The organism is Paraburkholderia sp. BR10141 (assembly GCF_056155635.1).
Genome location: NZ_JBMIQH010000020.1, coordinates 133,309 through 158,607, shown reverse-complemented (window position 1 = coordinate 158,607; position 25,299 = coordinate 133,309). Strand labels below are relative to the sequence as shown.

The window sequence follows — 25,299 nt, the reverse complement described above, 5'->3', positions numbered from 1 at the left end:
TCAAATATTTTCGTTGCACCCCTTTCGGATTGCGCCGACCTGCCGTTAACCCGTATGCCCCGATACGGGCGCCAGGCGCAATCACAGGAGCAAAACGAATAGACAGTGGCAACGAGAATCATCGAAGGAGCGGCAGTGCGTGCCGCCGCCGGGCGCGAGGCGCCCAACGCTGGCCGGCCGGCGGCGCTGCGCCTGCTCATCAAGCTGCGCGAGCACAAGGCGCGGGTCATGCTGCTCGCTGTCGCGGCGGGCTGTGTCGTCGCGTTCGCGTCGTGGCTGGGCGACCAGCTGCGGCCCGCGCTCGAAGCGCGCGAGCGCAACGAACTGAGCGAGGAAGCGGCCGATGAGCTGCGCGCAGCCGTTGCGCCCTGCGTGCCCAGCGCGGGGCACAGCCATACCTCGTGGTGCGGCGCCGTGAGGATTGTGCCGCCACCGCCAGGACCCGTCACGCCGCTTCCGCTCATCGCGGGTGCGCCCGCGGCGTTCTGCACGGCCAACGGCAGCCCGTCCTGCTGATCGCCTTTACGCGCGCCGATGTGACGGCATCACCCCGGCGCGTCGCTCGCCAACGCCTCACACGTCTCGAACAACAACGCGCGCGCCCACTGATGCCCTGGCGAGCGATGCGTGCGCTCGTGCCACGCGAGCGTCTTGGTGAACCCCGGTATCGCCAGCGGCGGCTCGACCACGGCGAGCCCCGGTGCGTTCTTCACAAGCCGTGACGGCACGACCGCGATCAGATCGCTCGTCAGCAAGAGATCGGGCAGCACGAGAAAGCTGTTCACCGACACCGTCACGCGACGTGTGCGACCCACGCGCGCCAGCGCCTCGTCCGTGACGCCGCTCAGGCTTCCACCCTCATACGACACCAGCGCATGATCGAGCGCGCAAAAGCGCTCCAGCGTGAGCCGCCGCTGGGCGGCGGGGTGATCCGCGCGCATCACGCATACGTAACGCTCGTCGAAGAGGCGCCGCGCATGCAGATCGGCGGGCGCGGTCTCCGGTGTGATCAGGGCCAGATCCACGTCGCCGCTTTCCAGTTGCGCCTGCAGACGCTCGTGCTGCACCGGCACGATCACGGCGCGCACGCCGGGCGCCGTTTCCCGCAGCCGCGCGAGATACGGCACGACGACTGCGCGCAGCGCGTAGTCGGTCGAAGCGAGGGTGAGCGTCATCTCGGCCTCGGCTGGCACGAAGGCCTGCGGCTGCAGCATCTGCTCGATTTCGCTCAACACCTGTTTGAGCGGCGCGGCCAGTTGTAGTGCGCGTTCGGTCGGCACGATGCCACGTTGCGAGCGCACGAACAGCGGATCGCCGAAACTCTCACGCAGACGCGTCAGCATCGCGCTCACGGCTGGCTGCGTGAGCGACAGACGCTGCGCGGCGCGCGTGACGTTGCGTTCGTCGAGCAGGGCGTCAAGCGCCCGCAAGAGATTCAGATCGAGCATTCTGATATCAACATGGTTTATGGCCGAAATAATGAGTCGCGATTGGATTTATTTCAGCATAGCCCGCATGATTTCTCGTGTCCACCGCACCGAAACCGACAGCATCGAAAGGTAACGAACATGAACGAGATTTTCTGGCCCGAAGACTACTTGCCCGGCACGACCGATAACTTCTGTTCCAACGAAGTGATCGTGGCGGGCCTCTCCACCGCCGACGTCTGGCCGTTACTCAACAACGCGACCGTGTGGCCGAGCTATTACAGCAATTCCGCGGATGTCGGCTTCCACGACGGCCTGGGGCCCGAGCTGAGCGCGGGCGCGCGTTTTCAATTCAAGACCTTCGGCTTCCCGGTGCAGGCCAAAGTGACCGAGCACGTGCCGCCGGCCGCAGGCCAGCCCTCACGCGTGGCGTGGCACGGCTGGGCCGAGGGCGACGCACAAACGCGTCTGGATGTGATTCACGCCTGGCTGATCGAAGACCTTTCCGGCGGCCGCGTGCGCGTGCTTACGCAGGAATCGCAGAAGGGCAAACCGGCTGTGACGCTGGCGAAAACGCGCCCGAATCCGATGATCAACGGGCACCAGGACTGGCCCGACGGCCTCGTCGACGCCGCGCGCAAGGCGAAGGGAGCACGGCCATGAAGGCCGCCGTGGTGCGTGCGCCGGGCGGGCTCGATCGCATCGAGCTGCGCGATATCGCCGAGCCCGGCGCGCCGGGCGCCGGCGAGATCCGCGCGGAGCTTCACGCTACGTCGCTCAATTTTCACGACCTGCTGGTCGCCAACGGCGCGATCCCTACAGCAGATGGCCGCGTGCTGATGTCCGATGGCGCAGGCGTGGTGTCGGCGGTCGGCGCGGGCGTGACGGAGTTCAAGCGCGGCGACCACGTCGTGTCGTGCTTCTTCCCCCAATGGGCGGACGGGTTGCCGTGGCAGGCCGTGGGCAACTTCGCGCAGACGCCCGGCGACGGCGCGGATGGCTTCGCGACTTTGCACGCCGTGCGGCCCGCGAGCGCCTTCACGCTCGCGCCGCGCGGCTGGACCTACGCCGAGGCGGCCACGATTACGACGGCTGGACTCACCGCATGGCGCGCGCTGGTGGTCGACGGCGGCCTGAAGGCCGGCGACACCGTGCTGACGCTCGGCACCGGCGGCGTGTCGATCGCGGCGTTGCAGATCGCGCGGATGATGGGCGCTTCGGTCATCGTCACGTCATCGTCGGACGAGAAGCTGGCGCGTGCGAAAGCGCTCGGCGCCGACCAGGTGGTCAACTACCGGCAACACGAAAAGTGGGGCGCGCTCGTGCGCGACATGACGGGCGGCAAGGGCGTGGATCACGTGATCGAAGTCGGCGGTCCTGGTACGCTCGCCCAGTCGATCGACGCGGTGCGCGTGGGCGGCCACATCGCGCTGATCGGCGTGTTGACCGGACGCGAAGGCACGGTGCCGACCTCCTTGCTGATGGCGAAGCAGGCGCGCCTGCAGGGCTTGATCGTGGGCAGCCGGCGCCAGCAGCAAGAGCACGTCGCGGCGCTCGACCAGGCTGGCATTCGCCCGGTGCTCGACCGGACGTTCGGGCTGGACGAACTGGCCGATGCGTTTCGTCATCAGCAGGCCGGGGCGCATTTCGGCAAGGTCTGCGCGGCCTGGTGAAGTCAATGCGGCGCCGCTGTGATGCCGGGTTTTCGGTCGCGATGAAAATTGATTTGCATAACGAAGTAAATAAGGAAGCATCCGATGCACAATGTTTCGGTTCTTTACAAGACATCGCGAAGTGTTATAAATAAATAGCACACGGAAGAAACACGAACGAATCGGCCAGCCGATCAGCAACCACGAGAGCCGGGTACGTTCCATGCTCAGGAGCCCCACCATGCCGCTTTCCCGTCGTCGCTTCATGATCCTTGCCGCCTCCGTGGCTTCCACGGCGGCGCTTTCCAGCGAATCCCGCGCCGACGCGCCGGTGCTCTCCGAGAGCGATCCGACCGCCATGGCGCTCGGCTACAAAACCGAGGCGAGCAAAGTCGACAAGACGAAGTTCCCGCGCTTTCAGGCGGGGCAGACCTGCGCGAACTGCCAGCTGTTTCAGGGCAAGCCGGGCGCGCCGAATGGTCCGTGCGCGACCTATGGCGGCAAGATCGTCGACGCCAAAGGCTGGTGCAATGCCTACGTGAAGAAGGCTTGAGTCATGCCCCGAGAGGGGTATGCTACAAGCCATCGAGCAATGCGTTTCGGGAGGCGCCATGAAGGCGGTGTGCCCGCTGCACGGGCCAACGACCATCGTCGGGACGAACGCATACGGGTTTCCGGTATATGCGTGTTGCCGCGACGACATTCCCTTTGTCATGCCGCCGGACGCCTGTACGCGCGAGCCGGTGGGCTCCGGAAATGAGCCGGCGCCGAAACGCCGGCAACCTCCGGCAGACAAGGAACCACGCTGAAGAAGCCGATCGCCGCGCACACGGAACGCGCTTCCCACGCGTTCCGTGTGCGTTGCGTCGATATCAGGTCGCCGGTGCGGTCAGCGACGTGTTGTACGTGGTGCCCGCGATCACCACATTGGTCAGCGTGATGCCGCTCACGTTGCTCGCGAAGACCGGCCCCGGCGCGGCCGTCGCCGATGTCGAAGGCGTGGTCGGTACCGCCCCCGCGCACACCGGGTTGCCGAGGTTGCAGTTCGAGATCGTGACGCCGCTGATCGGACTCACGCTCGGCACCGGCAGTGGACCGTTGTAATCGACCGCTTCGGGGCCCTGCATGACGATCGCCTGGAAGCACGAGTTCGACCCGGCGACGAAGCCCGAGGGCATCGAGTAGGACACCGCGCCCGACACGTTGCTTGCGTTCACGTTCGTGATGTTGATGTTGCTGATCATGGACGGACTCCAGCGCACCGCGTCGCCGGACGGGCTGTAATCGCAGTCGAACGTGATCAGGCCGCCCTGGCCCGTCGACGGGTTCGTTGCGAGACCGGTCGTGCCCGTGCCCGTGATCTTGCTGATCGCAGCCCCCAGCGAGCCGCCGCCGTATTTCCCCGCGAGGTTCACGCCATTGGCGAGCGTCACGCCGTTGATCCAGACGTTGTTGATGAAGCCGCCGCGATTCATGTTGCTCTTGAAGCGCAGCGCGATATTGAGCGGGTTGCTCGCCCAGTTCTCGTTTTGCATCGTCAGGTTGCGGGCGTAGACGTTGCGCACGCCCGCGCTCATTTCGCTGCCGATCGTCAGGCCGCCGTGGCCGCTTTGCATCGTGCAGTTCTGCACGACGATGTTCTGCATCGGGCCGTACCCGGTGTCGAGATACTTGCCGGACTTGATCGCGATGCAGTCGTCGCCGGTGTTGAACTGAACGTTTTGCACCAGCACGTGATTGCACGCGTCCGGATCGAAGCCGTCGTTGTTCGGTCCGACGCTATCGGCAAACACGCCGTCGATGACCACGTTCGTGCAATCGGTGGGATGGTGCTGCCAGAAGGGCGTGTTCTGCGTGTGGTAGTTCTGCAGATAGACGTTGGTGCAGCCGATGAACTCGATCATGCACGGACGCAGATAGTGACCGTTGCCGAATATGCGGTTCTCGACGGGCACACGCAGCTCGGACAGCGCGGGCAGATAGTTCTGGTCCTGGTTCCAGCCCGTGCCCGTGAGGAGGGTCATCAGCGACGTCGTCACGCCGTACGGGTTCGTAAAGGAGACATTCGCCTGCGGGTTCTGGATCTGGCCAGCGGGGAGGCTCGTTAGCGCGACGTTGTTCGGATTCACATAGGCCTGAGAAGGCGTCGATGAACCGGCGCAGCCGTAGGTGTTGCTGCTTCCCTTGTAGGTCCACCAGCACGAGGTCGGCGGCTGGGTGCTCAACTGCATCGGTGTCATCGCCTGACCGTTCAGCACGCAGGTGTTGTCGTCGGCGGTCACGGCGATGTTGGTCTGGCGGAAGGCATAAATCGGCGAGCCGAAATTCAGGCAGTCGTTCGCCTGCCAGCGCGTGTGGTACAGATTGCCGTTGGCCGTCTTGTACGGGCCGTTTTTCGCATAGTCCGCAGGATTCGGGCTGAAATAGATCGTGCAGCCCGATTCCAGGTGGAGGTTCACATGGCTCAGCAACACGATCGGACCGCCGCAGTACCAGTTGCCGGCCGGCACCACCACGCGGCCGCCACCGGCGCGGCTCGCGTCGACAACCGCGGCATTGATCGCCGTGCATGAGTCGTATTGCGTGCCCGTGTAGTCGCACGGCACCATCACGCCCGAGCCGGGGCTCTGCAGATCGCTGGTCGGATGCGCGGTCTGTTCCGTGCCGCCCGTCACCCATGGAATCTTGCCGCCCGGCCACGCGGTCGACGTAATCAGCGCGGTGGGCGGCAGTGTGCGCGCACCGTAGCTCGTCACGTGAAAGTCGGCGCGTGAGAACAGCGACCGATCGACATGGGCAAGTCTCCTGATGATCGCCGTGGCCTGCCCGTCCGGGCCCCAGATCGGGTCGCCGGCGGCGTGGCCGGGCGGTTGCGGAATCTTGCCTCCGAATGCGGCAGGCGTGGGAAACACGGAATCGGCTGCTGCCGCTGCGCGGCTGGCGGCGAGGAGGCTTGCGCCTGCGGACGCGCCGGCGAAGGCCATGAACGCGCGCCGTTTGGGCGAGGCGGGCGCATGGTTGCGGGCTGTTGAGGGCAGGGGATTGTCCTGGTCATATATTGCCATTTGATTCGTTCTCCTATGTTGTCTCGCTGGATTGTTTTGCTGAAGAAAGCGTGGCTCGACTACGGCGGCGATTGGGCGGCGATTGGGCCGCGTGGCGACGCTAATGCGAACGGGAGAGGCACGGTTACAGCGGCGAGATCGAACAGGAGCGGCTGACTCGATCACCATGGATATTGTTGTCAGACGACATGGAAATCGTCAATCAGATTTATCTAGGGGGTGTACCTGGGTCTATGGGATATGCCTTATGCCTGCGGATAGCTTACGGTTTCGTAAATTTGTCAGACGAGCGGGGCGTCGCCGGTGGGAACATTAAACGCTTCTCTGGAACCGCGCCCTCTTTGTATAGGCGTGTATCTACGGGGCGCATGCGTACATGCGCATACAAAACCGCCGTTCAAGGAAACGAGCGAGACACATCGGCGCGTTCCAATACGCCTGCGGAACATCGGGCGATACGCCGGGTCGGGCCGCAAGGTTCATTCATTCGTCGCAAGCGACACGCGCGACGGCAAAGAGAGGATTTTCAGTTATGGGTTCGTTGAGCATCTGGCATTGGATGATCGTCCTGCTGATCGTGGCACTGGTTTTCGGTACGAACAAGCTACGGAACATCGGAGGCGATCTGGGCGTCGCGGTGAAGGGATTCAAGGAAGGCATGGCGCAAGGCGAAACGCCTGAGCGGCAGCATGCATTGCAGCAAAGCGATGCCGTCGATACGGAAGCAAAGGATGTGACCCGCTCGAGCAACGCGCGCTAGTCACGCGCGATGGCGGCCTCGAGCAGACAGCCAAACTCCGATGCGAATTCGACCGAGACGCGTGCATGCACGGCGCCTTGTTTGTCGAAGAATCGCTGAGTCCCGTCGAGTGCGAACACGCCTTCGTGCCAGATGTTGGGGTGGATATAGAGACCCTGGCGTCCGTCGAAGCGGAAGCACACGAACTTCTCCGGCGTAATATCGTCGCCCGGCAATGCCAGCGGAACATAGAACGGGCGACGATCGAGCGGAAAGAACAGTTGCCCGCCGTCGGGGTGATAGTTCGCATGCCATAACAACATGCGTTCCGGTACGGTAGCGCTGTCTTCGCGTGCGTCGTCTGGCTGCGTTGCGTACGCGAGAACATAATTGCCGCCTACCGCTTCGTTGCGCCCGTAGAGAATGTCGCCGCGCCATTCGCTGACGAACGTGCCTTCGGTCGTGCCCGCTTCATCGCCGGTTCCCGGGTCGATCGGTCTAGACCCCAGGGCGGGCCACTGGACGATTTCCACCTGGCAGGCGTGCGGGTCGTCCACCAGCTTGCCATAGCCGTTCAGCGTTGCCGGAGTCGCGTCGACCACGGGCATCGCCACTCGCCGCAGGCCTCGCGAGAGGGCGGGATTGAGGTAGTCGATCTCTATGCTCATTTCGAATCTCCCCAGACTTATAAGAGGGCGGCTAGCCACGACCGCAACGGCACCGAGCTTAGAGTGCGTACCTGTGGCAGTCAAATTAATGCCGGTGCTATATTTTCACATTGAGATTGATGGGGCGAGGTTCAAGGTGGCGATGCGCTATTTCCAGCTCAGGGCGTTCGATGCGGTCGTGCGCGAGGGCGGTTTTTCGAAGGCGGCGAATCTTCTCGGTCTGACGCAGCCGGCCATCACGGCGCAGATCCGCAATCTCGAAGAGGATTGCAAGCAGGCGCTCTTTATCCGCACGAATGAGGGCGTTCAACCCACCGATGCCGCTAAGCCGCTCTTTGAATTGACCCGCCAGATGTTTGCGGCGGAAGAGCAGATCGAGGACATGGTGAGCCGGGCGACGAGGTTCCAGCACGGCAGCCTCAAACTCGCCGCCGACGGGCCACAGGTGGTGCTTCAGGTGGTGGCCGCCTTTCGTGCGCAATACCCCGATATCGAAATTTCGGTGTCGTTCGGAAGTCAGCGCGAGGTCTGGGATGATCTGCTCGCGTATCGGGTCGACGCGGTGGTCATCGGCAATGCCAGGAGCGATGCGCGTGTGGCGTCGATCCCCGTCGCGCGTCAGGGCATGCGGGTGCTCGTACCCGGGCATCATCCGCTCGCCGCGGCCAAAAGCGTGTCGCTCGGCGATCTCGCGGCGTATGCCGTGATTCGCCGGGAGGCGGGTTCCAACACCCAGCGTCTGGTCGACGAAGCCTTGCGAGGCGCAGGGATTTCGCTCCCGACGGCGATGAAACTCGGTAGCCGCGAGGCCGTTCTGGAAGCGGTCCGGAAAGGCCTCGGCATCGGATTCGTGCTCGAACTCGAGATTCCCGAGGGCGCGCATTGCGTCGCCATCCCGGTGGAGGAGCTGCGCGACTGCAATATCGATTCGGTGGCCTGCCTTCACAGCCAACGCAAGCGAGGCATCGTGCAGACCTTCCTGGGCGTGGCGGCGGCATCAGCGGTCGTATAGTGCGACGGCGCGATGCGAGCGCCTTCGGAGCGGGTGTTTGCGTGGAGGTGCAATATGGACGGCGGCCGGCGCGTCCCTGCGCGGCAATGTCAGGAGTAGGTCATGAAATCGAATCTGCGATGCGCCGTGTTTGCGTCTTTTCTGTTGACCGCCGCTGGCGTGGCGCATGCCCAAACGGAAAATGCGCCAACGGACGCGTCGATGGCGCCGGGCACGACCCAGGCGGCGCCCAGCGAGAAGAAGGCGGACCGCGCGCTTGCCCGTGCCGTGCGGCGCGCGTTGTCGAGGGCGCAGGGATTCAACGTGTCCGGTGTTTTCGTTCGCGCGCGCAGCGGCGCTGTGACGCTGAGCGGCACGGTTCGCACCGGCGACCAGATTCGCCAGGCGGAAGAGGTTGCGCGTTCGGTGCAAGGCGTGAATTCGGTGTCGAACAAGCTAACGCTCTTTCACGGCGGCAACGGCTGAGTCCCCCGCGTTGGCATTCGCGCGCTGATTGTGCCGGATGTGCAGATCTGCGCGCGGCCCTTTCAAGCCGGGATTCCTGCGAGCGCGATCACGACAACAAAGACACCAAGCGGCACAAGGTGCGAGAAGTCGCGATGACGCAGAACGGTCAAAACCGCTGCCGCAATGATTAGCGCCCCGAGCGCCAGCCCAATCATGCGAGTTGCCGGTAGCGCAATCAGAACGGCGGATAGCATTTCCAGTGCGCCGGTCAAACGGCCCCACCAGCGCGGGTAACCCCACCGGGCGTAATCGCTTTGCGATGCGGACGTGCCAATCGCGTTGAATAGACCGGCGCCAAAGAAGCCGGCGGCGAGAAGCCAGATCGAAACCGTGTGGATCATTTCAGCGCCCTCCCATCATCATCGAAATTGCGGTGAGGACCATCAGCACGGCCGTCGCGCCATGCATGCCGAAGGCGCTTTTGGTGGAGCCTTTCGCGGCAAGAATGAGCAGCATGTCGCCAATGGGGATGACGGCTTCCACGAGCAGGACGATGCCGATCCCAAGTGGCGTGCCCAACACCATGAACGCGAGGACCGCCAGTCCCGACGCAATGTCGCGCACGCCCTTGAGGCGAAGCCACCAGGCGGTATTGGCGCCGTTTTCGGGAAGCGGCAGACCGAAACTGCGAGTCGCAGACATTGGCCTGACAAGATATTGGGTGCCGATCGCGATAATCGCGAGGGCGAGGAACAGCGCCAGTCCGAACGAAAGCCAATGCATTGCAGTGTCCTGTGCTTCGTGGTGTAGTGACGGAATATAATCTAGCAATGCTAGATTTTCAAGCTTCCGTATCATCACGGGCATGTGGACTATTCGGGGCAGGAGGGTGAAAAGTTGAGTATCGCCGAGCGCAAGGGCAGGCAACGGGCCGAGCGCGAGTCCCGCATTGTCGCGGCAGCGCGCCTGATTGCGGAGCGCGACGGATGGGATGCCGTCACGGTTCGCCGCCTCGCCGAAGAGATCGAATATAGCCAGCCGGTCCTGTACTCGCATTTCGAGAACAGGGATGCGATCGTTTCAGCCGTTGCACTCGAGGGTTTTCAGGAACTCACGGTGGCACTTCGGGAAGCGGCGCATGGAGCGGCGGGGCAAGAAAACGCCCTCGAGCGTGTCGCCATGGCCTATCTTGGCTTTGCCGTGCGGTGTCCCGCGCTCTACGAGGCGATGTTCACGCTCCCGACCGATCTGCGGTTTGCAGATGCTGAGACCCGACCGGAACTGCGGGCCGGTTTCGAAGCGATCGCGTCGGTCGTCGCGCCGTTCAGTGCCGATGTCGAAAACGTGACCGAGACCTTTTGGGCAGCCCTGCATGGGCTCGCCGAACTCGAACGTTCAGGCCGAATCCGGCCCGGTGCGCGGGTCGAACGCATCATGCTGGTCGTCCGGGCAGTCATCGCTTCCCGAAACAGCTCGCTCGACTCCCACTCATAAGCCAGCACCTCGGCGAACCAAATAAAAATGGCGCCGCAGGCATTCAGCCTGCGGCGCCATTGTCCGGCGCTACGGCGCAGATCTGGAACAACAGTCCCGCGCCGTACTCCAGCATCACACTTACATCGTCACCGTATCGGCCACTTCCTTGAAGTCGGCGATCTGGTCGAAGTTCATGTATTGGTAGATCTTGTCGCCATTGGCGTTGAGCACGCCCATATCGGCCATGTACTCTTCCTTGGTCGGGATCTTGCCCAGACGCGAGCAGATCGCCGCGAGTTCCGCCGAGCCGAGGTATACGTTCGTGTTCTTGCCCAGACGGTTCGGGAAGTTGCGCGTCGAGGTCGACATGACCGTTGCACCTTCGCGCACCTGTGCCTGGTTACCCATGCACAGCGAGCAGCCCGGCATTTCGGTACGCGCGCCAGCCGTGCCGAACACGCCGTAGTGGCCTTCTTCGGTCAGCTGCTTCTGGTCCATCTTGGTCGGCGGCGCGACCCACAGCTTGACCGGAATGTCGCGCTTGCCTTCGAGCAGCTTCGACGCGGCACGGAAGTGACCGATGTTGGTCATGCACGAGCCGATGAACACTTCGTCGATCTTGGCGCCGGCAACGTCCGACAGCGTCTTCACGTCGTCCGGATCGTTCGGGCAGGCCACGATCGGCTCATGCACGTCGGCCAGGTCGATTTCGATGACGGCGGCGTACTCGGCGTCCGCATCCGGTTGCAGCAGTTGCGGGTCGGCCAGCCACGCTTCCATCGCCTTGATGCGGCGCTGCAGGCTGCGCGGGTCCTGGTAGCCCTGGGCGATCATCCACTTCAGCAGCGTGATGTTGCTGTTGAGGTATTCGATGATCGGTTCCTTGTTCAGATGCACCGTGCAACCGGCGGCCGAACGTTCAGCGGAAGCATCCGACAGTTCGAACGCTTGCTCGACCTTCAGGTCGGGCAGACCTTCGATTTCGAGAATGCGGCCCGAGAAGATGTTCTTCTTGCCTTGCTTGGCAACCGTCAGCGAGCCTTGCTTGATCGCCCACAGCGGGATGGCGTTCACGAGGTCACGCAGCGTGACGCCCGGCTGCATCTTGCCCTTGAAGCGCACGAGCACCGATTCCGGCATGTCCAGCGGCATCGTGCCGGTGGCGGCCGCGAAGGCGACCAGACCCGAGCCCGCCGGGAAGCTGATGCCGATCGGGAAGCGCGTGTGCGAGTCGCCGCCGGTGCCGACGGTGTCGGGCAGCAGCATGCGGTTCAGCCACGAGTGGATCACACCGTCGCCCGGACGCAGCGCGATACCGCCACGGTTGCTGATGAAGTTCGGCAGCGTCTGGTGCGTTTTCACGTCCACCGGCTTCGGATAAGCGGCGGTGTGGCAGAACGACTGCATGACGAGGTCGGCCGAAAAGCCGAGGCACGCCAGGTCCTTCAGTTCGTCGCGGGTCATCGGACCGGTCGTATCTTGCGAGCCGACCGAGGTCATCTTCGGTTCGCAGTACGTGCCCGGGCGCACGCCCTGGCCTTCCGGCAGACCGCATGCGCGGCCAACCATCTTCTGCGCGAGCGAGAAGCCCTTGCCGGTATCGGCCGGGTTTTGCGGCAGGCGGAACAGCGTCGACGGGGCGAGGCCCAGCGCTTCACGCGCCTTGGCCGTCAGGCCGCGGCCGATGATCAGCGGAATGCGGCCGCCGGCGCGCACTTCGTCGAACAGCACGTCGGACTTGACCTGGAATTCGGCGATGACTGCGCCGTTCTTGAGCGCACGGCCTTCGTACGGGCGCAGTTCGACCACGTCGCCCATTTCCATTTGCGACACGTCGAGTTCGATCGGCAGGGCGCCGGCGTCTTCCATCGTGTTGTAGAAGATCGGGGCGATCTTGCCGCCGAGGCACACGCCGCCGAAGCGCTTGTTGGGGATGAAGGGGATGTCTTCGCCCGTGAACCACAGCACCGAGTTGGTGGCCGACTTGCGCGAGGAGCCCGTGCCGACCACGTCGCCCACGTAGGCGACCAGGTGGCCCTTTTCCTTCAGCGATTCGATGAACTTGACCGGGCCGCGCTTGCCGTCTTCTTCCGGCGTGATGCCGGGACGCGCGTTCTTCAGCATCGCCAGCGCGTGCAGCGGGATGTCCGGGCGGGTGGTCGCGTCCGGGGCCGGCGAGAGGTCGTCGGTGTTGGTTTCGCCCGTCACCTTGAACACGGTGATGGTCAGGCTTTGCGGCACTTCCGGGCGGCTCGTGAACCATTCGGCGTCGGCCCAGCTTTGCAGCACTGCCTTGGCGTTGGCGTTGCCGTTGTCGGCCAGTTCCTTGACGTCATGGAACTGGTCGAACATCAGCAGGGTTTTCTTCAGCGCTTCAGCAGCCACGGTGCCCACTTCGGCGTCGGAGAGCAGCGCGATCAGCGGGGCGATGTTGTAGCCCCCCAGCATCGTGCCGAGCAGTTCGGTCGCGCGAGCGCGCGAGATCAGTGCGCAGGCGGTTTCGCCCTTGGCCACGGCGGCCAGGAACCCGGCCTTCACGCGGGCGGCTTCGTCGACGCCTGCCGGCACGCGGTTGGTGATCAGGTCGAGCAGCGTTTGCTCTTCGCCAGCGGGAGGATTCGTCAGCAGTTCCACCAGTTCGGCGGTCTGCTGAGCCGTGAGCGGCAGGGGGGGAATGCCGAGCGCGGCGCGTGCGGCTACGTGAGCGCGAAAGTTTTCAAGCATTGGGGGACCTACTGGTATTGCGTTTGAAGGCGAAGGCTTTTCGGGCACTCCGAGGCTTTTCCAGGCACTGCTTTGACCGGGATTTTAAGCGCAATACGATATAACGTCAAATGTCTTATGTCTTATATAAGAGTTGCCCGCAAAGCCGATGCCACCGTGAAAAGGCCTGAAATTTTCGCTCAGGGCTTGCGGCCAAACGCTTCCCGAAGCTTTCCCTTGGCTTTCGCGAGCGTGTCGCGCCGCGACTTGGGCAGGTTTCTGCCTGCGCGGTTGATGTAGAAGTTCAGCATCGACATGGCCGACTGAAATGGCGTGCCCTTGCGCCGCCGGCTGTGCAGCGACGACTCCTTGAGCGAGCGGGCGATCGCTTCGGCGCTGCCGGACTTGAATACGCCGGACTCGATGTCCATGGCGTCGCTCGTCTCGTTCACGTGCTTCGACCATTTTTTCGGGGCGCCGCTCGTAGCGCGTTTCGTGTGCGCTTTCGCGGCGCTCGCGTGGGCATGACGCTGCCGCGCGGGGCGCCCGCCCTTGCGTCGCGTAGCAGGATGCTGGCTCGTGCTCATGACTTCTCCCTCTCCATCAGACGACTCACCCGCTGCGCAAATGCAATACCGCCCGCAAGGGAAGTCAGGCCCGGCACGCCCTATGCGGCGCCGCGGGTGTGGACGCGCGCGGCGTGAGGTAAGCGGCAGGTGCGCGTCGAACCGGCAAGGGAGGCAGTCGATCATGAAGTCAACTCCACGCTACCAGGTGAACGTCTGCGGAGGCGATTTCCAGCATGTCCGGGAATGTTTTCGCGAATGGAAAACCGAAACGCTTATCTACCGCAAGGACCAGAAGATGTTCGAGGGACGCAACGAAGTGCGTCCGCTGGAAAAGCGCGACTACGACAACACGGAACAGGCGCGCAAGGCGCTGCAGAACGCCTGCAGTCCGCATGACCGCTATGCGCTGGCTGCCGAAGTGAGCAATGGCGAGCGCGATATGTGGATCGTGATGGCGGCTTATCGGGAATGAAGCCTCTCGGGAATGCAGGATGAGCGCAGGACCGGCGCAATACGGAGCGCGCCAGCGAAAAAGTGAATGGTGGGGCAGACGGGAAGCGGGGTAGAAGAATTACAAGCGTGGCGCGCGGAATTGCAATTTGGCGCGCACAAGGGAGGGATCGGATGAAAAGCACTGCGAAATCGGGTGCCAATCTGGACAGGCCGCGCGCCCGTTTGTGGCTCCATTCGTGGCCGCGTGTTTGGCTGCTCGGCGCGGCCGCACTGGCGCTCGGCTGTACGGCTTGCAAACGTGCAGACGAAGGGGCGCGCCCGCAAACCCAGGATTCTTCGAGTAGCCAGATGTCGGCGCTAGCCGGCGCGCAACCAACGCCGGCGAGCGGTCCGAAATCATGAACAGGATGCCTCGCATCCACACCCTTTAAGGAGCGGATGATGGGTCTTTCAACCCAAAACCCCAGGCCGGACGAGGCCAGCGCAACCGACGACGAACTCGCCGCCGGCAAGCAGCCGACGCAGGAGAAACCCCCACGGGGTGCGCCGGGCAGCTTCGATCAACCGGAACCACGGCCCGAGTTCATGCCGCGCGAGGGCGGGCCGCATCCGGAGCAGACGGCCGAGGTGCCGCTCGGCCATCACGGCCGGGCGGAGCCGCCGGGGTCGTTCGGACACAACAGCGCGCCCGTGAAAAGAAAGGGCGGTTAGAGGTGCAAGCAGAGGTGGGATGCCGGGCGCGGAAAGCCCGCTAAGGCGCCAGCATCCACGCCGTGATGCCGTGCGCGACTTCGCTTTCGATGCCGTTGAAGCCGTGATACGCGTACGCCCCGCACGGGTCGCCCCGCGAAGTTCCGCCGGAGACGAGCATCAGTTTCGTTGCCGGCGATTGCGTGAGCTTCTGCATGAGCGTGTCCGTTTCGGACACCGGACACACCTTGCAGGCGTCGTCCTTGTTGTGCACCACGAGCACGGGAATTTTGAGTGCCGAGAGCTTCATGCCCGTGACCGGGTCGCCGCCCCGATTTTCGCGCAGGATGGTCGAGGTGAGTACGATGCCGTTCGGGCCAGCGCTGGGGTTGCTGTCATTCGCAAGAGCAATCGCGATGGCCGCGACCGACTGCGTGCCGCGGCTCGTGCCGACGAGCCAGACCGGCACGTGTAATTGTTCGCGCAACCATGCGATCACGGCGCGAGCGTCCTCGGCATGTTCCGGCGTGAGGCGAAAACCGTCCAGGTAGGGCGGTGATTGCCGGTCGCTCGGTGCGTCGATGACTGCCACAGCAACGCCGTCGTCCACGAACAGCATGCGGCTGCGCACGAGAAAATTGTTGGCGCCCCAGCCGAAGTTTCCCTGCGGGTCCAGTTGCAGGCCGCCATGCCCGCCCGCGTAAAGTATCGCGGCCGCCTTCGGCGCTGCGGGCGCAATGAAAAGGAAGCGTTGGGTGACGCCGGGCCTCGTGGGTATGTCGACGACCTTGGGCGCGCTTTGCGCGTGGGCCAGCAAGGACGACGCTGCGAGCACGAACGCCAGCGTCAATGCCGACGCCAGCGGCGCGGCGCGCAGCCATTGCGAAGCCATGCGCACGCTCATGGCCGCGTGACCCGGCTCAGCGCCCCGCGAGCATGCGCCCGCCGAGCCCGATCAGCACGACGCCCACCACCGAGTCGAGCGCGGCTTTGCGCCGGACGAGGAAGTGGCGCACCGTGGGATGCGAGGCGAGCAGGGCCATCGAGCAATACCAGGCGCACGAGATGAGGATCGCGATCACGACGACCGCCACTTCGAGCCAGCGCGGCGCGGCAGCGGGCACCATCAACGCGAAAATGCTGCCGTAGAACGCAATGGCCTTGGGATTCGTCATGCTGACGACGTAGCCCTTCTTCGCGGCGGCCCAACCCGAAGCGCCCGCCTGCGCGGCAACCTGCAAGGGCTGTCGTGCGGTGAGGAGCATCTTCGCGCCGAGCCAGATCAGGTAGGCCGCGCCTGCGATGCGCAGCCCGGTGCCGATCCAGGCCACATGGGAGACGATCAGGCTTAGGCCCGCGATGGCGATCCATGCCCATGTGCCGGAGGCGGCGGCGAGACCGAGGCCGGTCGCGAGGCCCGCGCGCCGCGAGGCCACCGCCGTGGAGGTGACGATGACGAAGTTCGGCCCCGGGCTGGCGACGCTCAGCAGCAGGACGCCAGAAAGCGCGAGCAGGACATTGAAATAGTTCACGAAGGCAGGTTCCCCGGCAGGTTCGATGCGCCCTCAATCGGCGCATCGTGGAGGTTGTCATGATACTCCGTGCGCTCACGCGCCCTTCATCAAGCGCCAAAGCGTCGTGCGGCCTATGCCGAGCGCGCGGCTGGCGGCTGCGCGATTGCCGCCGTGCGCGGTGAGTGCGCGCTCGACGTCTTCCCGCGTGACCGGCCTGGCGGCGTCGCGCCGCGCGCCGTTCGAGGCAATCGCCGCGCGCCGCGGCGCATCGTTCGCTTCGTCGTTCTGCGCGAATTCCGGGAATACATCGTATAACGAACTATCCGCGGACGCGTCGCCGGTTTCGTCGGCGAGGAAGATGGCCGCGCGCGCGAGCAGATTCTCGAGCTCGCGCACATTCCCGGGCCACGCATAGCTCGCGAAGTATGGTGCGAACAGCGTGAGCACGCGCTCGATCGCGGCGGCACGCAAGGCGTAGCGATCGGCCATACGTTCGAGCAGATGCCGCGCGAGCGCGGCAATGTCCTCCCGGCGTTCGCGCAAGGGCGGCAACGGAATATGCAGCAGATTGAGTCGGAAATACAGATCGGCGCGGAAGGCGCCTTCCTGCACCAGCGCGCGCAAGTCGCGGTGCGTGGCGGCAATCACGCGCACGTCAACGGGCGTGGCGCGGCTGGCGCCCAGTTTCATCACCTCGCGCTCCTGGAGCACGCGCAGCAGGCGGCTTTGCAGCGCGGGCGGCATCTCGCCAATTTCGTCGAGAAAGATCGTGCCCGTATGCGCGATTTCGACGAGGCCCGGTTTGCCGCCGCGCCGCGCGCCCGTGAACGCGCCTTCCTCGTGGCCGAACAGTTCGCTTTCGATCAGCCCCTCGGGCAGCGCCGCGCAGTTGAAGGCAACGAATGGATTGCCGCGCCGGCGGCTCGCGTTATGGATGCCCTGCGCGACGAGTTCCTTGCCCGTGCCGCTTTCGCCCGTGAGGAGCACGGTGGCGTCGTGCGCGGCGCTCATGGCCGCGAGGCGCCGCACGCGCGCCATGGCGGGCGCAACGCCGACCAGGTCGTCCAGTTCGTAGCGCGCCACGAGGTGCCGCGGCCGCTGGGTCGTGCGCAGCGACCGGTCGATGCGCTGCGCGACGAGCGCATCCTGCGCCGTGACCACCGCGCCCGAGCGCGCACCTTGCTCGACGATCGGCACGCAGCTCACGATCAGCGAGCGGCCGCCGATCTGCTCGATGCGTTCATCGACCGCCGCATCGCCGCCGGCCACTTCGTGCAGTAGCGGGCCCACCGAGCGGACCAGTTGCGCGCTCACATCGCGCGCGCGGTCGAGACCGAGCAGATCGAGCATGGCTGGATTGACCGCTTCGAGCTGACCGGCTTCGTCGAAAGCGGCCACGCCGTCGCGCAGGTGCGCGACGATCGTGTTCAGGCGCACGCGCTTGGACTCCTTCTGGCGGCTCACGCGGGCCAGTTCCACGGAGCGCTCGAATGCCTCGTGCACCGCGCCCAGCGAGTACAGGAACACGCTTTCGAGCCCTGCCGCCTGGGCGAGATCGCAAGCCATGCCGGGGCCGATGATGACGCGGCAGCCCTCGGCGGCGAGCGCCGTGACGGCGTCGTGCACTTCGTCCACCGTGCGATAGGCGCACTGCGTGAGCCGCAGGTTGAGCCACGCGCCGAGGTCGGCGAGTTCGTGCGAGACGCTCTCGTGCAGGATCAGCCCGATCGGCGCGCCGGGCCAGGTGGCGTTCGCGTGCGTGATGCCGGCCAGCACATCGAAGCCGTTCACCTTCACCATGACCACGGGCACGCTCAGGTTGTCGCGCAGGTACGCGCCGTTGGACCCGGCCGCGAGCACCACGTCGACGGTGCCGGCTTCGATATAGGGCTGCAGCGCCGTGACGGCGTCGCCATAGCCTTCGCGCACGTTGAAGAAGCGCGCCTCGCTGGCATAGCGCGGCGCAACGGTTTCGCAGAGATTGCGCAGCCGGCTGATGCTCACGAGCGCGATGCTCGGGCGGCTGGCGGCCTGGGACAGGCTGGAGGGAGGCACGGCGCAATCCTTGGTACGGGAAATGGGTGTTCGGAAACGTTTCATGAAACGTTCCATAGATTGTGGCATGAAACACCGGTCGTACGCTGGGGCCGCCTAAAGTATTGTTTTATATGGTTTGCGCCCAGTTTCCGCTCGTTGGCACACATCGTGCGATTGTCTGAGCCATCTCAAAACCCACTGAACGGAGTCATCGCGATGACCACTTCCACTGCAGCACGCCGCGCCGCGTTCCGCGCCAAGGTCAACGAGCGCCGCGGCCTGCTCGTGCCGGGCGCCTTCAACGCCATGAGCGCCCGCGTGATCGAGGACGCCGGCTTCGAAGCGCTCTACCTCACGGGCGCGGGCGTCACCAACATGTCGTTCGGCCTGCCCGATCTCGGCTTCATCGGCTTGAGCGACATTGCCGAGCACACGGCGCGCGTGCGCGACGCGGTCAACCTGCCGCTCATCGTCGATGCCGACACGGGCTTCGGCAACGCGCTCAATGTGCGCCAGACCGTGCGCACGCTCGAGCGCAGCGGCGCCGACGCGATCCAGTTCGAAGACCAGGTGATGCCGAAGAAGTGCGGCCACTTCGCTAACAAGGAAGTGATCGGCGCGAGCGAGATGGTGGGCAAGATCCGCGCCGCCGTTGATGCGCGCGAAGATGGCAACCTGCTCATCATGGCGCGCACCGACGCGGCCGCCGTGCACGGCATCGAAGACGCGATCGCGCGCGGGCACGCGTTCATCGAGGCGGGCGCGGACATTCTCTTTATCGAAGCCACGGAAAAGCTCGAAGATATCGAGCGCCTGCCCAAACTCATCGACGCGCCGCAACTCATCAACATCGTGATTGGCGGCAAGACGCCGGTGCAGTCGCGCGAGGCGCTGGCGGGCCTTGGCTATGCGCTGGTGCTGTACGCGAACGCGGCGCTGCAGGGCGCCGTGGTCGGCATGCAGCGCGCTCTCGGGCAATTGCGCACGAACGGCCGGCTCGACGAAGACGCGACGATCGTCGCGCCGTTCGCCGAGCGTCAGCGCCTCGTGAACAAGCCGCTCTTCGACCGGCTCGATCGCGAGTACGCACCGAAGGACTGAACGCCACAGCGCACAATTTGCAAAACAAGAGGAGGAGACACGCATGTCGAACGACACGGATTTCGGAGTCCGAATCGAAAACCAGCCGGCAGAAACAGCACCGATCGCGCGGCCGCGCATCCGTTCGATCGTCGGGGGCCTGGCCGGCAACCTGATCGAGTGGTACGACTTTCTGGCGTACAGCATCTTTTCGATTTACTTCGCGAAGTCGTTTTTCCCGAGCGACAAGCCGACCGTGCAGCTCATGAACACGGCGGCCATCGCGGCCGTGGGCTACGTCGCGAGGCCGCTCGGCAGCTGGCTCGTGGGCTTCTACGCCGACCGCCACGGGCGCAAGTCGGCGCTCACGTGGTCGGTCACGGCCATGTGCATCGGCTCGCTGATGATCGCGCTCACGCCCGGCTACGCGAGCATCGGCGTGCTCGCGCCTGTCGTGCTGATCGCGGCGCGCCTGCTCCAGGGCCTGAGCATGGGCGGCGAGTACGGCACCAGTGCGACTTACCTCAGCGAGATCGCGCCCGCCAACCGGCGCGGCTTCTATCTTGGCTTTTTGCAGGTGAGCGTGGTGGCCGGCCAACTCGTTGCGCTCGCACTCATGCTCGTCATGCAGAACCTGCTGATGACGGCCGGGCAGATCGAGCGCTGGGGCTGGCGCGTGCCGTTTCTGCTGGGCGGCGCGCTCGCGCTGTTCGCGCTTTATATGCGCCGCAACGTGACGGAGACCGAAGCGTTCGAGCGTGGCCGGCGTGAAGCCGGTCCGCCGGTGCTGAAGCAGCTGCTCTCGCACTGGCGGCAGATTCTGCTCGCCATCGGCATTACCGTGGGCGGCACGGTGGGCTTCTATACGTTCACGATTTACATGCAGAAGTACCTCGTGAACACCGTGGGCCTTTCGAAGGAGATGTCGACGCTCGTCTCCACCGGCGCGCTGCTGCTGTATATGCCGCTCCAGCCGCTCTTCGGGCTCGCCTCGGACGTGTTCGGCCGCCGCCCGGTGCTGATCTGCTTTGGCCTGTCGACCACGCTGTTTTCCGTGCCGCTTTTCACGGCGCTCAGTCACACGCGGGATCCGCTGGTGGCGTTCCTGCTGTCGTTCGCCGGCCTCGTGATGTTGAGCGGCTTCACCTCGGTGCACATGCTCGCGAAAACGGAGCTGTTCCCGACGCGCATCCGCGCGCTCGCGGTGGGACTGCCGTACGCGCTCACCACGGCGATTCTCGGCGGCACGACGGAGTTTGTCGCGCTGCGCTTCAAGGCGAGCGGCCACGAGCAGTACTTTTACTGGTACGTCACGGCCTGCGCGGCGGTTTCGCTGATCGTGTATCTGCGTATGCCGGAAACGCGCGGGCGCCCGGCGAGTTCCGTGTGATGCGAGTCAATCGGCGCGGCGCCTCACGAAGCGCTGCTCCGTGACCTTCGTGCCCCACTGGTCGCCTTCGGACGCTTGCGCGAGGTGAAAGCCGAACGACTCGTACAGATGCCGCGCGGCGTCGAGGCCCTTGAAGGTCCACAGGTAGGTCTCGGCGTAGTGCGCATCGACGAACTGCATCGCGTTGGTCATCAACTGCCGGCCGATGCCGGTACCGCGCAGTGAGTCGTCGACGATGAACCAGCGCAGGTGAGCGACACCTGCGTTGCCGCTCTCGTTCCCGTCGATGGCAAGCGAAGCGAGGACGCGATCGCGCTCCACCGCGAGCCAGAGCGCCTTGCCAACGGCTGGCAAGGCGCCGGTGAAGTCGGCGAGTTCCGTGGCCACCTTCTTCTCGAAGTACGAGCCGAAGCCCCAGTTCGCCGCGTAGAACCGCGCGTGCAGGCTCGCAATGTCGCCAATGCAGCCGGGCCGGTAGCCTTCCACGATCTGCACGCCCGCCGCCGGCGCTGTTGCGCGGGTCTCGTTGGGGTTGTCGTGCGCGAGCGCGTCGGCGTAGAGCGCGAGCGCACGCACGAGCGTCTGCTGGTCGGCAGGAACGAGCCTGCGCAGCGCATTGGAAACCTGATCCGTGGCGAAGCGGTCGATCTTCGCGCGCAGCTTCTGGCCTGCCGCGCTCAGGGTCAACTCGGTAGAGCGCGCGTCATCGTCGGCGGTCTTGCGTTTGACGAGACCGGCCGCCTCGAGCCGCGCGACCTGGCGGCTCGTGTTCGACTTGTCGAGCCGCAGGATGTCGCCGAGCGCCCGTGCATTGATGCCCGGCTGCGCGCCGATCTCGATGATGGCGTGTACGGCGGATGGGGCGAGATCGCTGTCGGCGAGCGTGGTGCGCATGAAGCCCAGCTCGCGCACGAGCCGCCGCGAGAACTCGCGCAGTTCGAGGATGGTCGTCTCGCGAGGCTGCGCGGGCACGTCGACAAAATCCATGATGGTCTCCGTTATGGTCTGCACGGTCTTCATGCAAATGGTTGCGACTCGCAACCATTTGGACTCAATATAGGCGTGCCCGACGGATAAGGCAAGTTCGCCACGCGGCCGGGAAATCGCCGTTCGACCCTTCCATTGGCTCAGGCGCCAGAGGAACGCCAATTGCGAGAGGTCAAAGCCTCCACCGAACGCCGCGCAGCCATGCTCAAGGAACGCCTCAACCCGTACGGAAACGCGCCGAAAGAACAGGCGCGCAAGCAGGACGACGACGCCGGCCAGCGCGCACTGGTGCTCGGCTCGCTCGGCGTGGTGTTCGGCGACATCGGCACGAGCCCGATCTACGCGCTGCGCGAAGCCGTGCAGACGGCGCATTCCACGGCCCAGCCGGTGGTGATGGGCGTGCTCTCCATGATCCTGTGGGCGGTGCTGATCGTGGTCGTGCTCAAGTACGCCTGCTTCGTCATGCGCGCCGACAACGAGGGCGAGGGCGGCATCGTTGCGCTCACGGCGCTGGTGTGCGCCGGATTCGCGAAGGCGGGGCGGCCCGCGCCGCGTCTGCTCGTGCTCGCGGGTCTCGTCGGTGCGGCGATGTTTTACGGCGACTCGATGATCACGCCTGCCATTTCGGTGCTTTCCGCGGTGGAAGGGCTCAAGGAAATCAATCCCGCATTCGACAGCGCCGTGCTGCCGGTTTCATTGGCGATTCTCGTGGCGCTCTTCCTGTTCCAGGCGCGCGGCACCGCCGTGGTCGGGCGCACCTTCGGGCCCGTCATGGCGCTCTGGTTCCTGAGCCTCGGCGCGGTGGGCGTTTATCACATCGTGCTCTATCCGGCGATTCTCGCCGCGGCGTCGCCGGTCTGGGCCGTGCGGCTCGCGCTCGCGCATCCGGGGCTCGCCTTCGGCGTGCTCGCTGCCGTAATTCTTGCGTTGACGGGCGCCGAGGCGCTCTACGCCGACATTGGCCACTTCGGCACGCGCTCCATTCGCATTGCGTTCTTTTGCGTCGTGCTGCCGGCGATCGTCGCGGGCTATTTCGGCCAGGCCGCGACCGTGCTGTTCGAGCCGGGCGGCGCCAGCCAGCCGTTCTTTCGCTCGATGCCGCATTGGGCGCTCATTCCGGCAGTCGGCATCGCCATGCTTGCCACCATCATCGCTTCGCAAGCGGTGATCTCGGGCGCGTTTTCCATGACGAGCCAGGCCATCGAGTTGGGCTTCCTGCCGCGCATGCGCACGATCGAAACCTCGAGCACGCGGCGCGGCCAGATCTATGTTCCGGCAGTCAACGCGGGATTGCTCGTGGCCGTGGTGTTTCTCGTGCTGTTCTTTCGCAGCTCCGAGCGGCTCACGTCCGCGTATGGCCTCGCCGTGGCGATGACGATGGTGACCACGTCGATGCAAATGCTATCTGTATGTCGCGAAGTATGGGGCTGGCCGCGCGTCGCCACATGGCTGGCATGTGTGCCGCTGCTGATCGTGGACGGCATGCTGCTTGCCGCGAGCTTGCCGAAAATTCCCACCGGTGGCTGGTTCCCGGTTTCCGTGGGCGCATTGCTGTTCATCATGATGAGTACCTGGCACCGTGGCCGCGAACTGGAGACGCGTCATGCGGCACGCGGCGAATCGGTGGACGTCTTTCTGCGTGGTATCTGCACTGCCGATCCGAAGCCGCCGCGCGTGCCGGGCACGGCCGTATACCCGGGCAACGCACCCGGCATGACGCCGGCCGCGCTCGCGAGCAACGTGCGCCACAATCACGTCCCGCATCGCACGGTGATCGTGTTCGCCAATGTTTCGGAGTCCGCACCGCAGGCTGACGATGAAACGCGCATCGAAGCGCGCGACCTCGGCGCGGGTTGCTGGGAGATCGTCGCGCATCATGGCTTCGTCGAGCGGCCCAATCTGCCGCGGCTTTTGGCATCGCTGCAAGGCAGGTTGGGCGATTGGCGTTTCGACCCGCAACAGACCACGTTCTACTTGCCGCGCGACGAGGTGCTGCGCGAGCAAGCCCAGCAGGACGTGAGCCGCTGGCGTGCGCGGCTCTTCGCGTTCATGTCGTACCACTGCACTTCGAGCGCCGAGTATTACGGTCTGGCTCCCGCGCATGTGGTCGAGCTGGGCGTGCAGGTGGCGCTGTGAGCATGACGCCGGCCCGCGCCGTCATGCCGTGCCCGCCGCCGCCGAAAGGGTGGAGATGATCTCGGCGTTGAAGGCAGGTATATCGTCGGGCTTGCGGCTCGTAATGAAGTTGCCGTCGTGGACCATGGTCTCGTCGACCCACTTGCCGCCCGCATTGCGGATATCGTCCTGAAGCGAGGGCCAGCTCGTCATGGTGTGTCCCTTGACGATACCGGCCGAGACCGGCAGCCAACCACCATGGCAGATCACGGCAATCGTTTTATGCGCGTCGTTGGCCGCACGCACGAACGCCTGCGCCTCCGGAATCAGGCGGATGGCGTCAGAGTTCACCACGCCGCCGGGCAATACGACCGCGTCGTAGTCATCCGCCTTCGCGCTGCCGAAGGTGCGGTCCACCTTGATCTTGCTGCCCTTGTCGACGTGACGAAAACCCTGAATTTCACCGCTTTTCTGCGATATCACGTCCACGTGCGCCCCCGCTTCCTTCAATGCGCGGCGCGGCTCGGTAAGTTCGACTTCCTCGAATCCGTCCATGGCAAGGATTGCGACCTTGCAGTTGTCGAGCATATTGGCCATTGCGATTTCCTCCTTGATTGAGACCGTCTGAGACCGTTTGCAACCAATCTCAAATGTAGCAAGGCGGATGCCGCGCGGCGCGTGAAACCTCGAATCAGAGCAAACGGCGCGCAGCCGGGTTCGACTCTGCGGCGGCATGGCGCTTGCGGAACAACAGTCAGGCGTGGTGCGCCGCCGGTTCGCCACGTAGCAGTTCCATCCACAATCCTCAAGGAGAGCGAAATGAATGGATCGATCAAACAATTGCTGGCTGGGGTCATCATCGCAACGTGTTCGGCAGCGGCGCTCGCGCAGGGCGCAGGCGGGGGAGCCGGCGGGGGAGCCGGTGGCGCCGGCGGCGGTAGCAATGGTGTCGGCGCGGGCGGCGGCACGACGGGCGCGGCGGGCATCAATACGGCGCGTCCGCCGGGCAGCACCGCAGGCACCCGTTATAACAATAGCGGCTATGGCGCGCCCGGCACTACAGCGACCGGCGGCGGCCAGGGAACGGGGACTGGCGCGGCGCCTGCGCCTGCCACGGGAACCCCTCAAAGCATGCCGTATAACAACGACAACGGTAACGGCAATGGCGGGATGAGCACGCAGCCTGGCGGAAGCCAATAAGGGCGCGGTAGCTAGTCAAACTGGCTAAAGAAGAAGAATCGGGGTGTAGTGCGAAGGGCGAGCGACGCAGCGTGC

The 25,299-nt window shown here is 64.8% G+C and carries 26 protein-coding genes; 14 read left to right on the top strand and 12 right to left on the bottom strand.

What is annotated here, in order from left to right; translation table 11 throughout:
• Nucleotides 1-105 precede the first annotated feature (105 nt).
• The gene (locus ACOJB8_RS25830) at nt 106-516 is read left to right on the top strand and encodes a hypothetical protein (RefSeq protein ID WP_069266693.1); all 411 of its coding nucleotides are present in this window, start codon (nt 106-108) and stop codon (nt 514-516) included.
• A gap of 29 nt (nt 517-545) precedes the next feature.
• On the opposite strand, the gene ACOJB8_RS25825 is transcribed toward ACOJB8_RS25830, so the two are convergent.
• Nucleotides 546-1,448, bottom strand: coding sequence for a LysR family transcriptional regulator (locus tag ACOJB8_RS25825; RefSeq protein ID WP_342948747.1), 903 nt, complete (start codon nt 1,446-1,448; stop codon nt 546-548).
• A 120-nt stretch (nt 1,449-1,568) separates the two neighbouring features.
• Here ACOJB8_RS25825 and ACOJB8_RS25820 point away from each other — a divergent pair, with 120 nt between their 5' ends.
• The 3 genes from ACOJB8_RS25820 to ACOJB8_RS25810 all read left to right on the top strand — a co-directional run bounded on the left by ACOJB8_RS25820 (nt 1,569) and on the right by ACOJB8_RS25810 (nt 3,632).
• Nucleotides 1,569-2,090 carry an SRPBCC family protein gene (locus ACOJB8_RS25820; protein ID WP_342948748.1) on the top strand — a complete coding sequence of 174 codons (522 nt, stop codon included), beginning with the start codon at nt 1,569-1,571 and terminating at the stop codon, nt 2,088-2,090.
• The gene (locus ACOJB8_RS25815; protein WP_475014979.1) at nt 2,087-3,100 is read left to right on the top strand and encodes a zinc-dependent alcohol dehydrogenase family protein; all 1,014 of its coding nucleotides are present in this window, start codon (nt 2,087-2,089) and stop codon (nt 3,098-3,100) included. The genes ACOJB8_RS25820 and ACOJB8_RS25815 overlap by 4 nt, the downstream gene beginning before the upstream one ends.
• 220 nt (nt 3,101-3,320) lie before the next feature.
• Complete coding sequence (locus ACOJB8_RS25810; protein ID WP_342948750.1) at nt 3,321-3,632, top strand: high-potential iron-sulfur protein; 312 nt, start codon at nt 3,321-3,323, stop codon at nt 3,630-3,632.
• Nucleotides 3,633-3,951: 319 nt separating this feature from the next.
• Here ACOJB8_RS25810 and ACOJB8_RS25805 read toward each other — a convergent pair whose 3' ends face one another.
• Nucleotides 3,952-6,144, bottom strand: a complete 2,193-nt coding sequence (locus ACOJB8_RS25805; RefSeq protein ID WP_475014977.1) for a glycoside hydrolase family 28 protein — start codon at nt 6,142-6,144, stop codon at nt 3,952-3,954.
• A gap of 532 nt (nt 6,145-6,676) precedes the next feature.
• On the opposite strand from ACOJB8_RS25805, the gene tatA reads away from it, so the two are divergent.
• Complete coding sequence (tatA, locus tag ACOJB8_RS25800; RefSeq protein ID WP_069266688.1) at nt 6,677-6,904, top strand: Sec-independent protein translocase subunit TatA; 228 nt, start codon at nt 6,677-6,679, stop codon at nt 6,902-6,904.
• On the opposite strand, the gene ACOJB8_RS25795 is transcribed toward tatA, so the two are convergent.
• Entirely contained in the window at nt 6,901-7,551 is a 651-nt protein-coding gene (locus ACOJB8_RS25795; RefSeq protein ID WP_342948752.1) for an ureidoglycolate lyase, read from the bottom strand. The genes tatA and ACOJB8_RS25795 overlap by 4 nt on opposite strands.
• A 142-nt stretch (nt 7,552-7,693) precedes the next feature.
• Here ACOJB8_RS25795 and ACOJB8_RS25790 point away from each other — a divergent pair, with 142 nt between their 5' ends.
• Nucleotides 7,694-8,563, top strand: a complete 870-nt coding sequence (locus ACOJB8_RS25790) for a LysR substrate-binding domain-containing protein (RefSeq protein ID WP_475014996.1) — start codon at nt 7,694-7,696, stop codon at nt 8,561-8,563.
• Between the two features lie 102 nt (nt 8,564-8,665).
• Nucleotides 8,666-9,028 carry a BON domain-containing protein gene (locus ACOJB8_RS25785; protein ID WP_069266685.1) on the top strand — a complete coding sequence of 121 codons (363 nt, stop codon included), beginning with the start codon at nt 8,666-8,668 and terminating at the stop codon, nt 9,026-9,028.
• Between the two features lie 62 nt (nt 9,029-9,090).
• Here ACOJB8_RS25785 and ACOJB8_RS25780 read toward each other — a convergent pair whose 3' ends face one another.
• Complete coding sequence (locus ACOJB8_RS25780; RefSeq protein WP_342948754.1) at nt 9,091-9,411, bottom strand: DoxX family protein; 321 nt, start codon at nt 9,409-9,411, stop codon at nt 9,091-9,093.
• A gap of 1 nt (nt 9,412) precedes the next feature.
• Nucleotides 9,413-9,793 carry a DUF4267 domain-containing protein gene (locus ACOJB8_RS25775; RefSeq protein ID WP_069266683.1) on the bottom strand — a complete coding sequence of 127 codons (381 nt, stop codon included), beginning with the start codon at nt 9,791-9,793 and terminating at the stop codon, nt 9,413-9,415.
• Between the two features lie 114 nt (nt 9,794-9,907).
• Between ACOJB8_RS25775 and ACOJB8_RS25770 the strand changes: the two genes are divergently transcribed.
• Nucleotides 9,908-10,504: a TetR/AcrR family transcriptional regulator gene (locus ACOJB8_RS25770; protein WP_069266682.1), complete on the top strand. Its 597-nt coding sequence runs from the start codon at nt 9,908-9,910 to the stop codon at nt 10,502-10,504.
• A gap of 120 nt (nt 10,505-10,624) precedes the next feature.
• Here the strand turns inward: ACOJB8_RS25770 and acnB are convergent, their stop codons facing one another.
• Both acnB and ACOJB8_RS25760 read right to left on the bottom strand, forming a co-directional pair.
• A complete protein-coding gene (gene acnB, locus ACOJB8_RS25765; RefSeq protein ID WP_069266681.1) occupies nt 10,625-13,210 on the bottom strand; it encodes a bifunctional aconitate hydratase 2/2-methylisocitrate dehydratase in 2,586 nt (861 codons plus the stop codon).
• A gap of 179 nt (nt 13,211-13,389) precedes the next feature.
• Nucleotides 13,390-13,776, bottom strand: a complete 387-nt coding sequence (locus tag ACOJB8_RS25760) for a DUF3175 domain-containing protein (RefSeq protein ID WP_342948756.1) — start codon at nt 13,774-13,776, stop codon at nt 13,390-13,392.
• Between the two features lie 163 nt (nt 13,777-13,939).
• On the opposite strand from ACOJB8_RS25760, the gene ACOJB8_RS25755 reads away from it, so the two are divergent.
• Nucleotides 13,940-14,230 (top strand): hypothetical protein, encoded by a 291-nt coding sequence (locus ACOJB8_RS25755; RefSeq protein ID WP_069266679.1) that lies wholly within the window; start codon nt 13,940-13,942, stop codon nt 14,228-14,230.
• A 422-nt stretch (nt 14,231-14,652) separates the two neighbouring features.
• The gene (locus tag ACOJB8_RS25750) at nt 14,653-14,922 is read left to right on the top strand and encodes a hypothetical protein (RefSeq protein ID WP_069266678.1); all 270 of its coding nucleotides are present in this window, start codon (nt 14,653-14,655) and stop codon (nt 14,920-14,922) included.
• 40 nt (nt 14,923-14,962) lie between these two features.
• Here ACOJB8_RS25750 and ACOJB8_RS25745 read toward each other — a convergent pair whose 3' ends face one another.
• The 3 genes from ACOJB8_RS25745 to prpR all read right to left on the bottom strand — a co-directional run bounded on the left by ACOJB8_RS25745 (nt 14,963) and on the right by prpR (nt 18,515).
• Complete coding sequence (locus tag ACOJB8_RS25745; protein WP_342948757.1) at nt 14,963-15,793, bottom strand: alpha/beta hydrolase; 831 nt, start codon at nt 15,791-15,793, stop codon at nt 14,963-14,965.
• Between the two features lie 28 nt (nt 15,794-15,821).
• Nucleotides 15,822-16,433: a LysE family translocator gene (locus tag ACOJB8_RS25740; protein WP_342948758.1), complete on the bottom strand. Its 612-nt coding sequence runs from the start codon at nt 16,431-16,433 to the stop codon at nt 15,822-15,824.
• A gap of 75 nt (nt 16,434-16,508) precedes the next feature.
• Entirely contained in the window at nt 16,509-18,515 is a 2,007-nt protein-coding gene (gene prpR, locus ACOJB8_RS25735; protein WP_342948759.1) for a propionate catabolism operon regulatory protein PrpR, read from the bottom strand.
• A gap of 153 nt (nt 18,516-18,668) precedes the next feature.
• Here prpR and ACOJB8_RS25730 point away from each other — a divergent pair, with 153 nt between their 5' ends.
• Nucleotides 18,669-19,553, top strand: coding sequence for an isocitrate lyase/PEP mutase family protein (locus tag ACOJB8_RS25730; RefSeq protein WP_069266674.1), 885 nt, complete (start codon nt 18,669-18,671; stop codon nt 19,551-19,553).
• 43 nt (nt 19,554-19,596) lie between these two features.
• Nucleotides 19,597-20,922 carry an MFS transporter gene (locus tag ACOJB8_RS25725; RefSeq protein WP_342948760.1) on the top strand — a complete coding sequence of 442 codons (1,326 nt, stop codon included), beginning with the start codon at nt 19,597-19,599 and terminating at the stop codon, nt 20,920-20,922.
• 6 nt (nt 20,923-20,928) lie between these two features.
• Here ACOJB8_RS25725 and ACOJB8_RS25720 read toward each other — a convergent pair whose 3' ends face one another.
• Complete coding sequence (locus ACOJB8_RS25720; RefSeq protein WP_342948761.1) at nt 20,929-21,909, bottom strand: bifunctional helix-turn-helix transcriptional regulator/GNAT family N-acetyltransferase; 981 nt, start codon at nt 21,907-21,909, stop codon at nt 20,929-20,931.
• A gap of 162 nt (nt 21,910-22,071) precedes the next feature.
• Between ACOJB8_RS25720 and ACOJB8_RS25715 the strand changes: the two genes are divergently transcribed.
• Nucleotides 22,072-24,045, top strand: a complete 1,974-nt coding sequence (locus tag ACOJB8_RS25715; protein ID WP_475014970.1) for a potassium transporter Kup — start codon at nt 22,072-22,074, stop codon at nt 24,043-24,045.
• A gap of 21 nt (nt 24,046-24,066) precedes the next feature.
• On the opposite strand, the gene ACOJB8_RS25710 is transcribed toward ACOJB8_RS25715, so the two are convergent.
• A complete protein-coding gene (locus ACOJB8_RS25710) occupies nt 24,067-24,621 on the bottom strand; it encodes a type 1 glutamine amidotransferase domain-containing protein (RefSeq protein ID WP_342948876.1) in 555 nt (184 codons plus the stop codon).
• A gap of 222 nt (nt 24,622-24,843) precedes the next feature.
• Here ACOJB8_RS25710 and ACOJB8_RS25705 point away from each other — a divergent pair, with 222 nt between their 5' ends.
• Nucleotides 24,844-25,224 (top strand): hypothetical protein, encoded by a 381-nt coding sequence (locus ACOJB8_RS25705; RefSeq protein ID WP_069266670.1) that lies wholly within the window; start codon nt 24,844-24,846, stop codon nt 25,222-25,224.
• Nucleotides 25,225-25,299 lie beyond the last annotated feature (75 nt).

What these genes read in the sequence shown, in the direction of transcription:
- ACOJB8_RS25825 (WP_342948747.1), bottom strand. Translation starts at nt 1,448, where the DNA reads ATGCTCGATCTGAATCTCTTGCGGGCGCTTGACGCCCTGCTCGACGAA.
- ACOJB8_RS25820 (WP_342948748.1), top strand. Translation starts at nt 1,569, where the DNA reads ATGAACGAGATTTTCTGGCCCGAAGACTACTTGCCCGGCACGACCGAT.
- ACOJB8_RS25815 (WP_475014979.1), top strand. Translation starts at nt 2,087, where the DNA reads ATGAAGGCCGCCGTGGTGCGTGCGCCGGGCGGGCTCGATCGCATCGAG.
- ACOJB8_RS25810 (WP_342948750.1), top strand. Translation starts at nt 3,321, where the DNA reads ATGCCGCTTTCCCGTCGTCGCTTCATGATCCTTGCCGCCTCCGTGGCT.
- ACOJB8_RS25805 (WP_475014977.1), bottom strand. Translation starts at nt 6,144, where the DNA reads ATGGCAATATATGACCAGGACAATCCCCTGCCCTCAACAGCCCGCAAC.
- tatA (WP_069266688.1), top strand. Translation starts at nt 6,677, where the DNA reads ATGGGTTCGTTGAGCATCTGGCATTGGATGATCGTCCTGCTGATCGTG.
- ACOJB8_RS25795 (WP_342948752.1), bottom strand. Translation starts at nt 7,551, where the DNA reads ATGAGCATAGAGATCGACTACCTCAATCCCGCCCTCTCGCGAGGCCTG.
- ACOJB8_RS25790 (WP_475014996.1), top strand. Translation starts at nt 7,694, where the DNA reads ATGCGCTATTTCCAGCTCAGGGCGTTCGATGCGGTCGTGCGCGAGGGC.
- ACOJB8_RS25785 (WP_069266685.1), top strand. Translation starts at nt 8,666, where the DNA reads ATGAAATCGAATCTGCGATGCGCCGTGTTTGCGTCTTTTCTGTTGACC.
- ACOJB8_RS25780 (WP_342948754.1), bottom strand. Translation starts at nt 9,411, where the DNA reads ATGATCCACACGGTTTCGATCTGGCTTCTCGCCGCCGGCTTCTTTGGC.
- ACOJB8_RS25775 (WP_069266683.1), bottom strand. Translation starts at nt 9,793, where the DNA reads ATGCATTGGCTTTCGTTCGGACTGGCGCTGTTCCTCGCCCTCGCGATT.
- acnB (WP_069266681.1), bottom strand. Translation starts at nt 13,210, where the DNA reads ATGCTTGAAAACTTTCGCGCTCACGTAGCCGCACGCGCCGCGCTCGGC.
- ACOJB8_RS25760 (WP_342948756.1), bottom strand. Translation starts at nt 13,776, where the DNA reads ATGAGCACGAGCCAGCATCCTGCTACGCGACGCAAGGGCGGGCGCCCC.
- ACOJB8_RS25755 (WP_069266679.1), top strand. Translation starts at nt 13,940, where the DNA reads ATGAAGTCAACTCCACGCTACCAGGTGAACGTCTGCGGAGGCGATTTC.
- ACOJB8_RS25750 (WP_069266678.1), top strand. Translation starts at nt 14,653, where the DNA reads ATGGGTCTTTCAACCCAAAACCCCAGGCCGGACGAGGCCAGCGCAACC.
- ACOJB8_RS25745 (WP_342948757.1), bottom strand. Translation starts at nt 15,793, where the DNA reads ATGGCTTCGCAATGGCTGCGCGCCGCGCCGCTGGCGTCGGCATTGACG.
- prpR (WP_342948759.1), bottom strand. Translation starts at nt 18,515, where the DNA reads ATGAAACGTTTCCGAACACCCATTTCCCGTACCAAGGATTGCGCCGTG.
- ACOJB8_RS25730 (WP_069266674.1), top strand. Translation starts at nt 18,669, where the DNA reads ATGACCACTTCCACTGCAGCACGCCGCGCCGCGTTCCGCGCCAAGGTC.
- ACOJB8_RS25725 (WP_342948760.1), top strand. Translation starts at nt 19,597, where the DNA reads ATGTCGAACGACACGGATTTCGGAGTCCGAATCGAAAACCAGCCGGCA.
- ACOJB8_RS25720 (WP_342948761.1), bottom strand. Translation starts at nt 21,909, where the DNA reads ATGGATTTTGTCGACGTGCCCGCGCAGCCTCGCGAGACGACCATCCTC.
- ACOJB8_RS25710 (WP_342948876.1), bottom strand. Translation starts at nt 24,621, where the DNA reads ATGGCCAATATGCTCGACAACTGCAAGGTCGCAATCCTTGCCATGGAC.
- ACOJB8_RS25705 (WP_069266670.1), top strand. Translation starts at nt 24,844, where the DNA reads ATGAATGGATCGATCAAACAATTGCTGGCTGGGGTCATCATCGCAACG.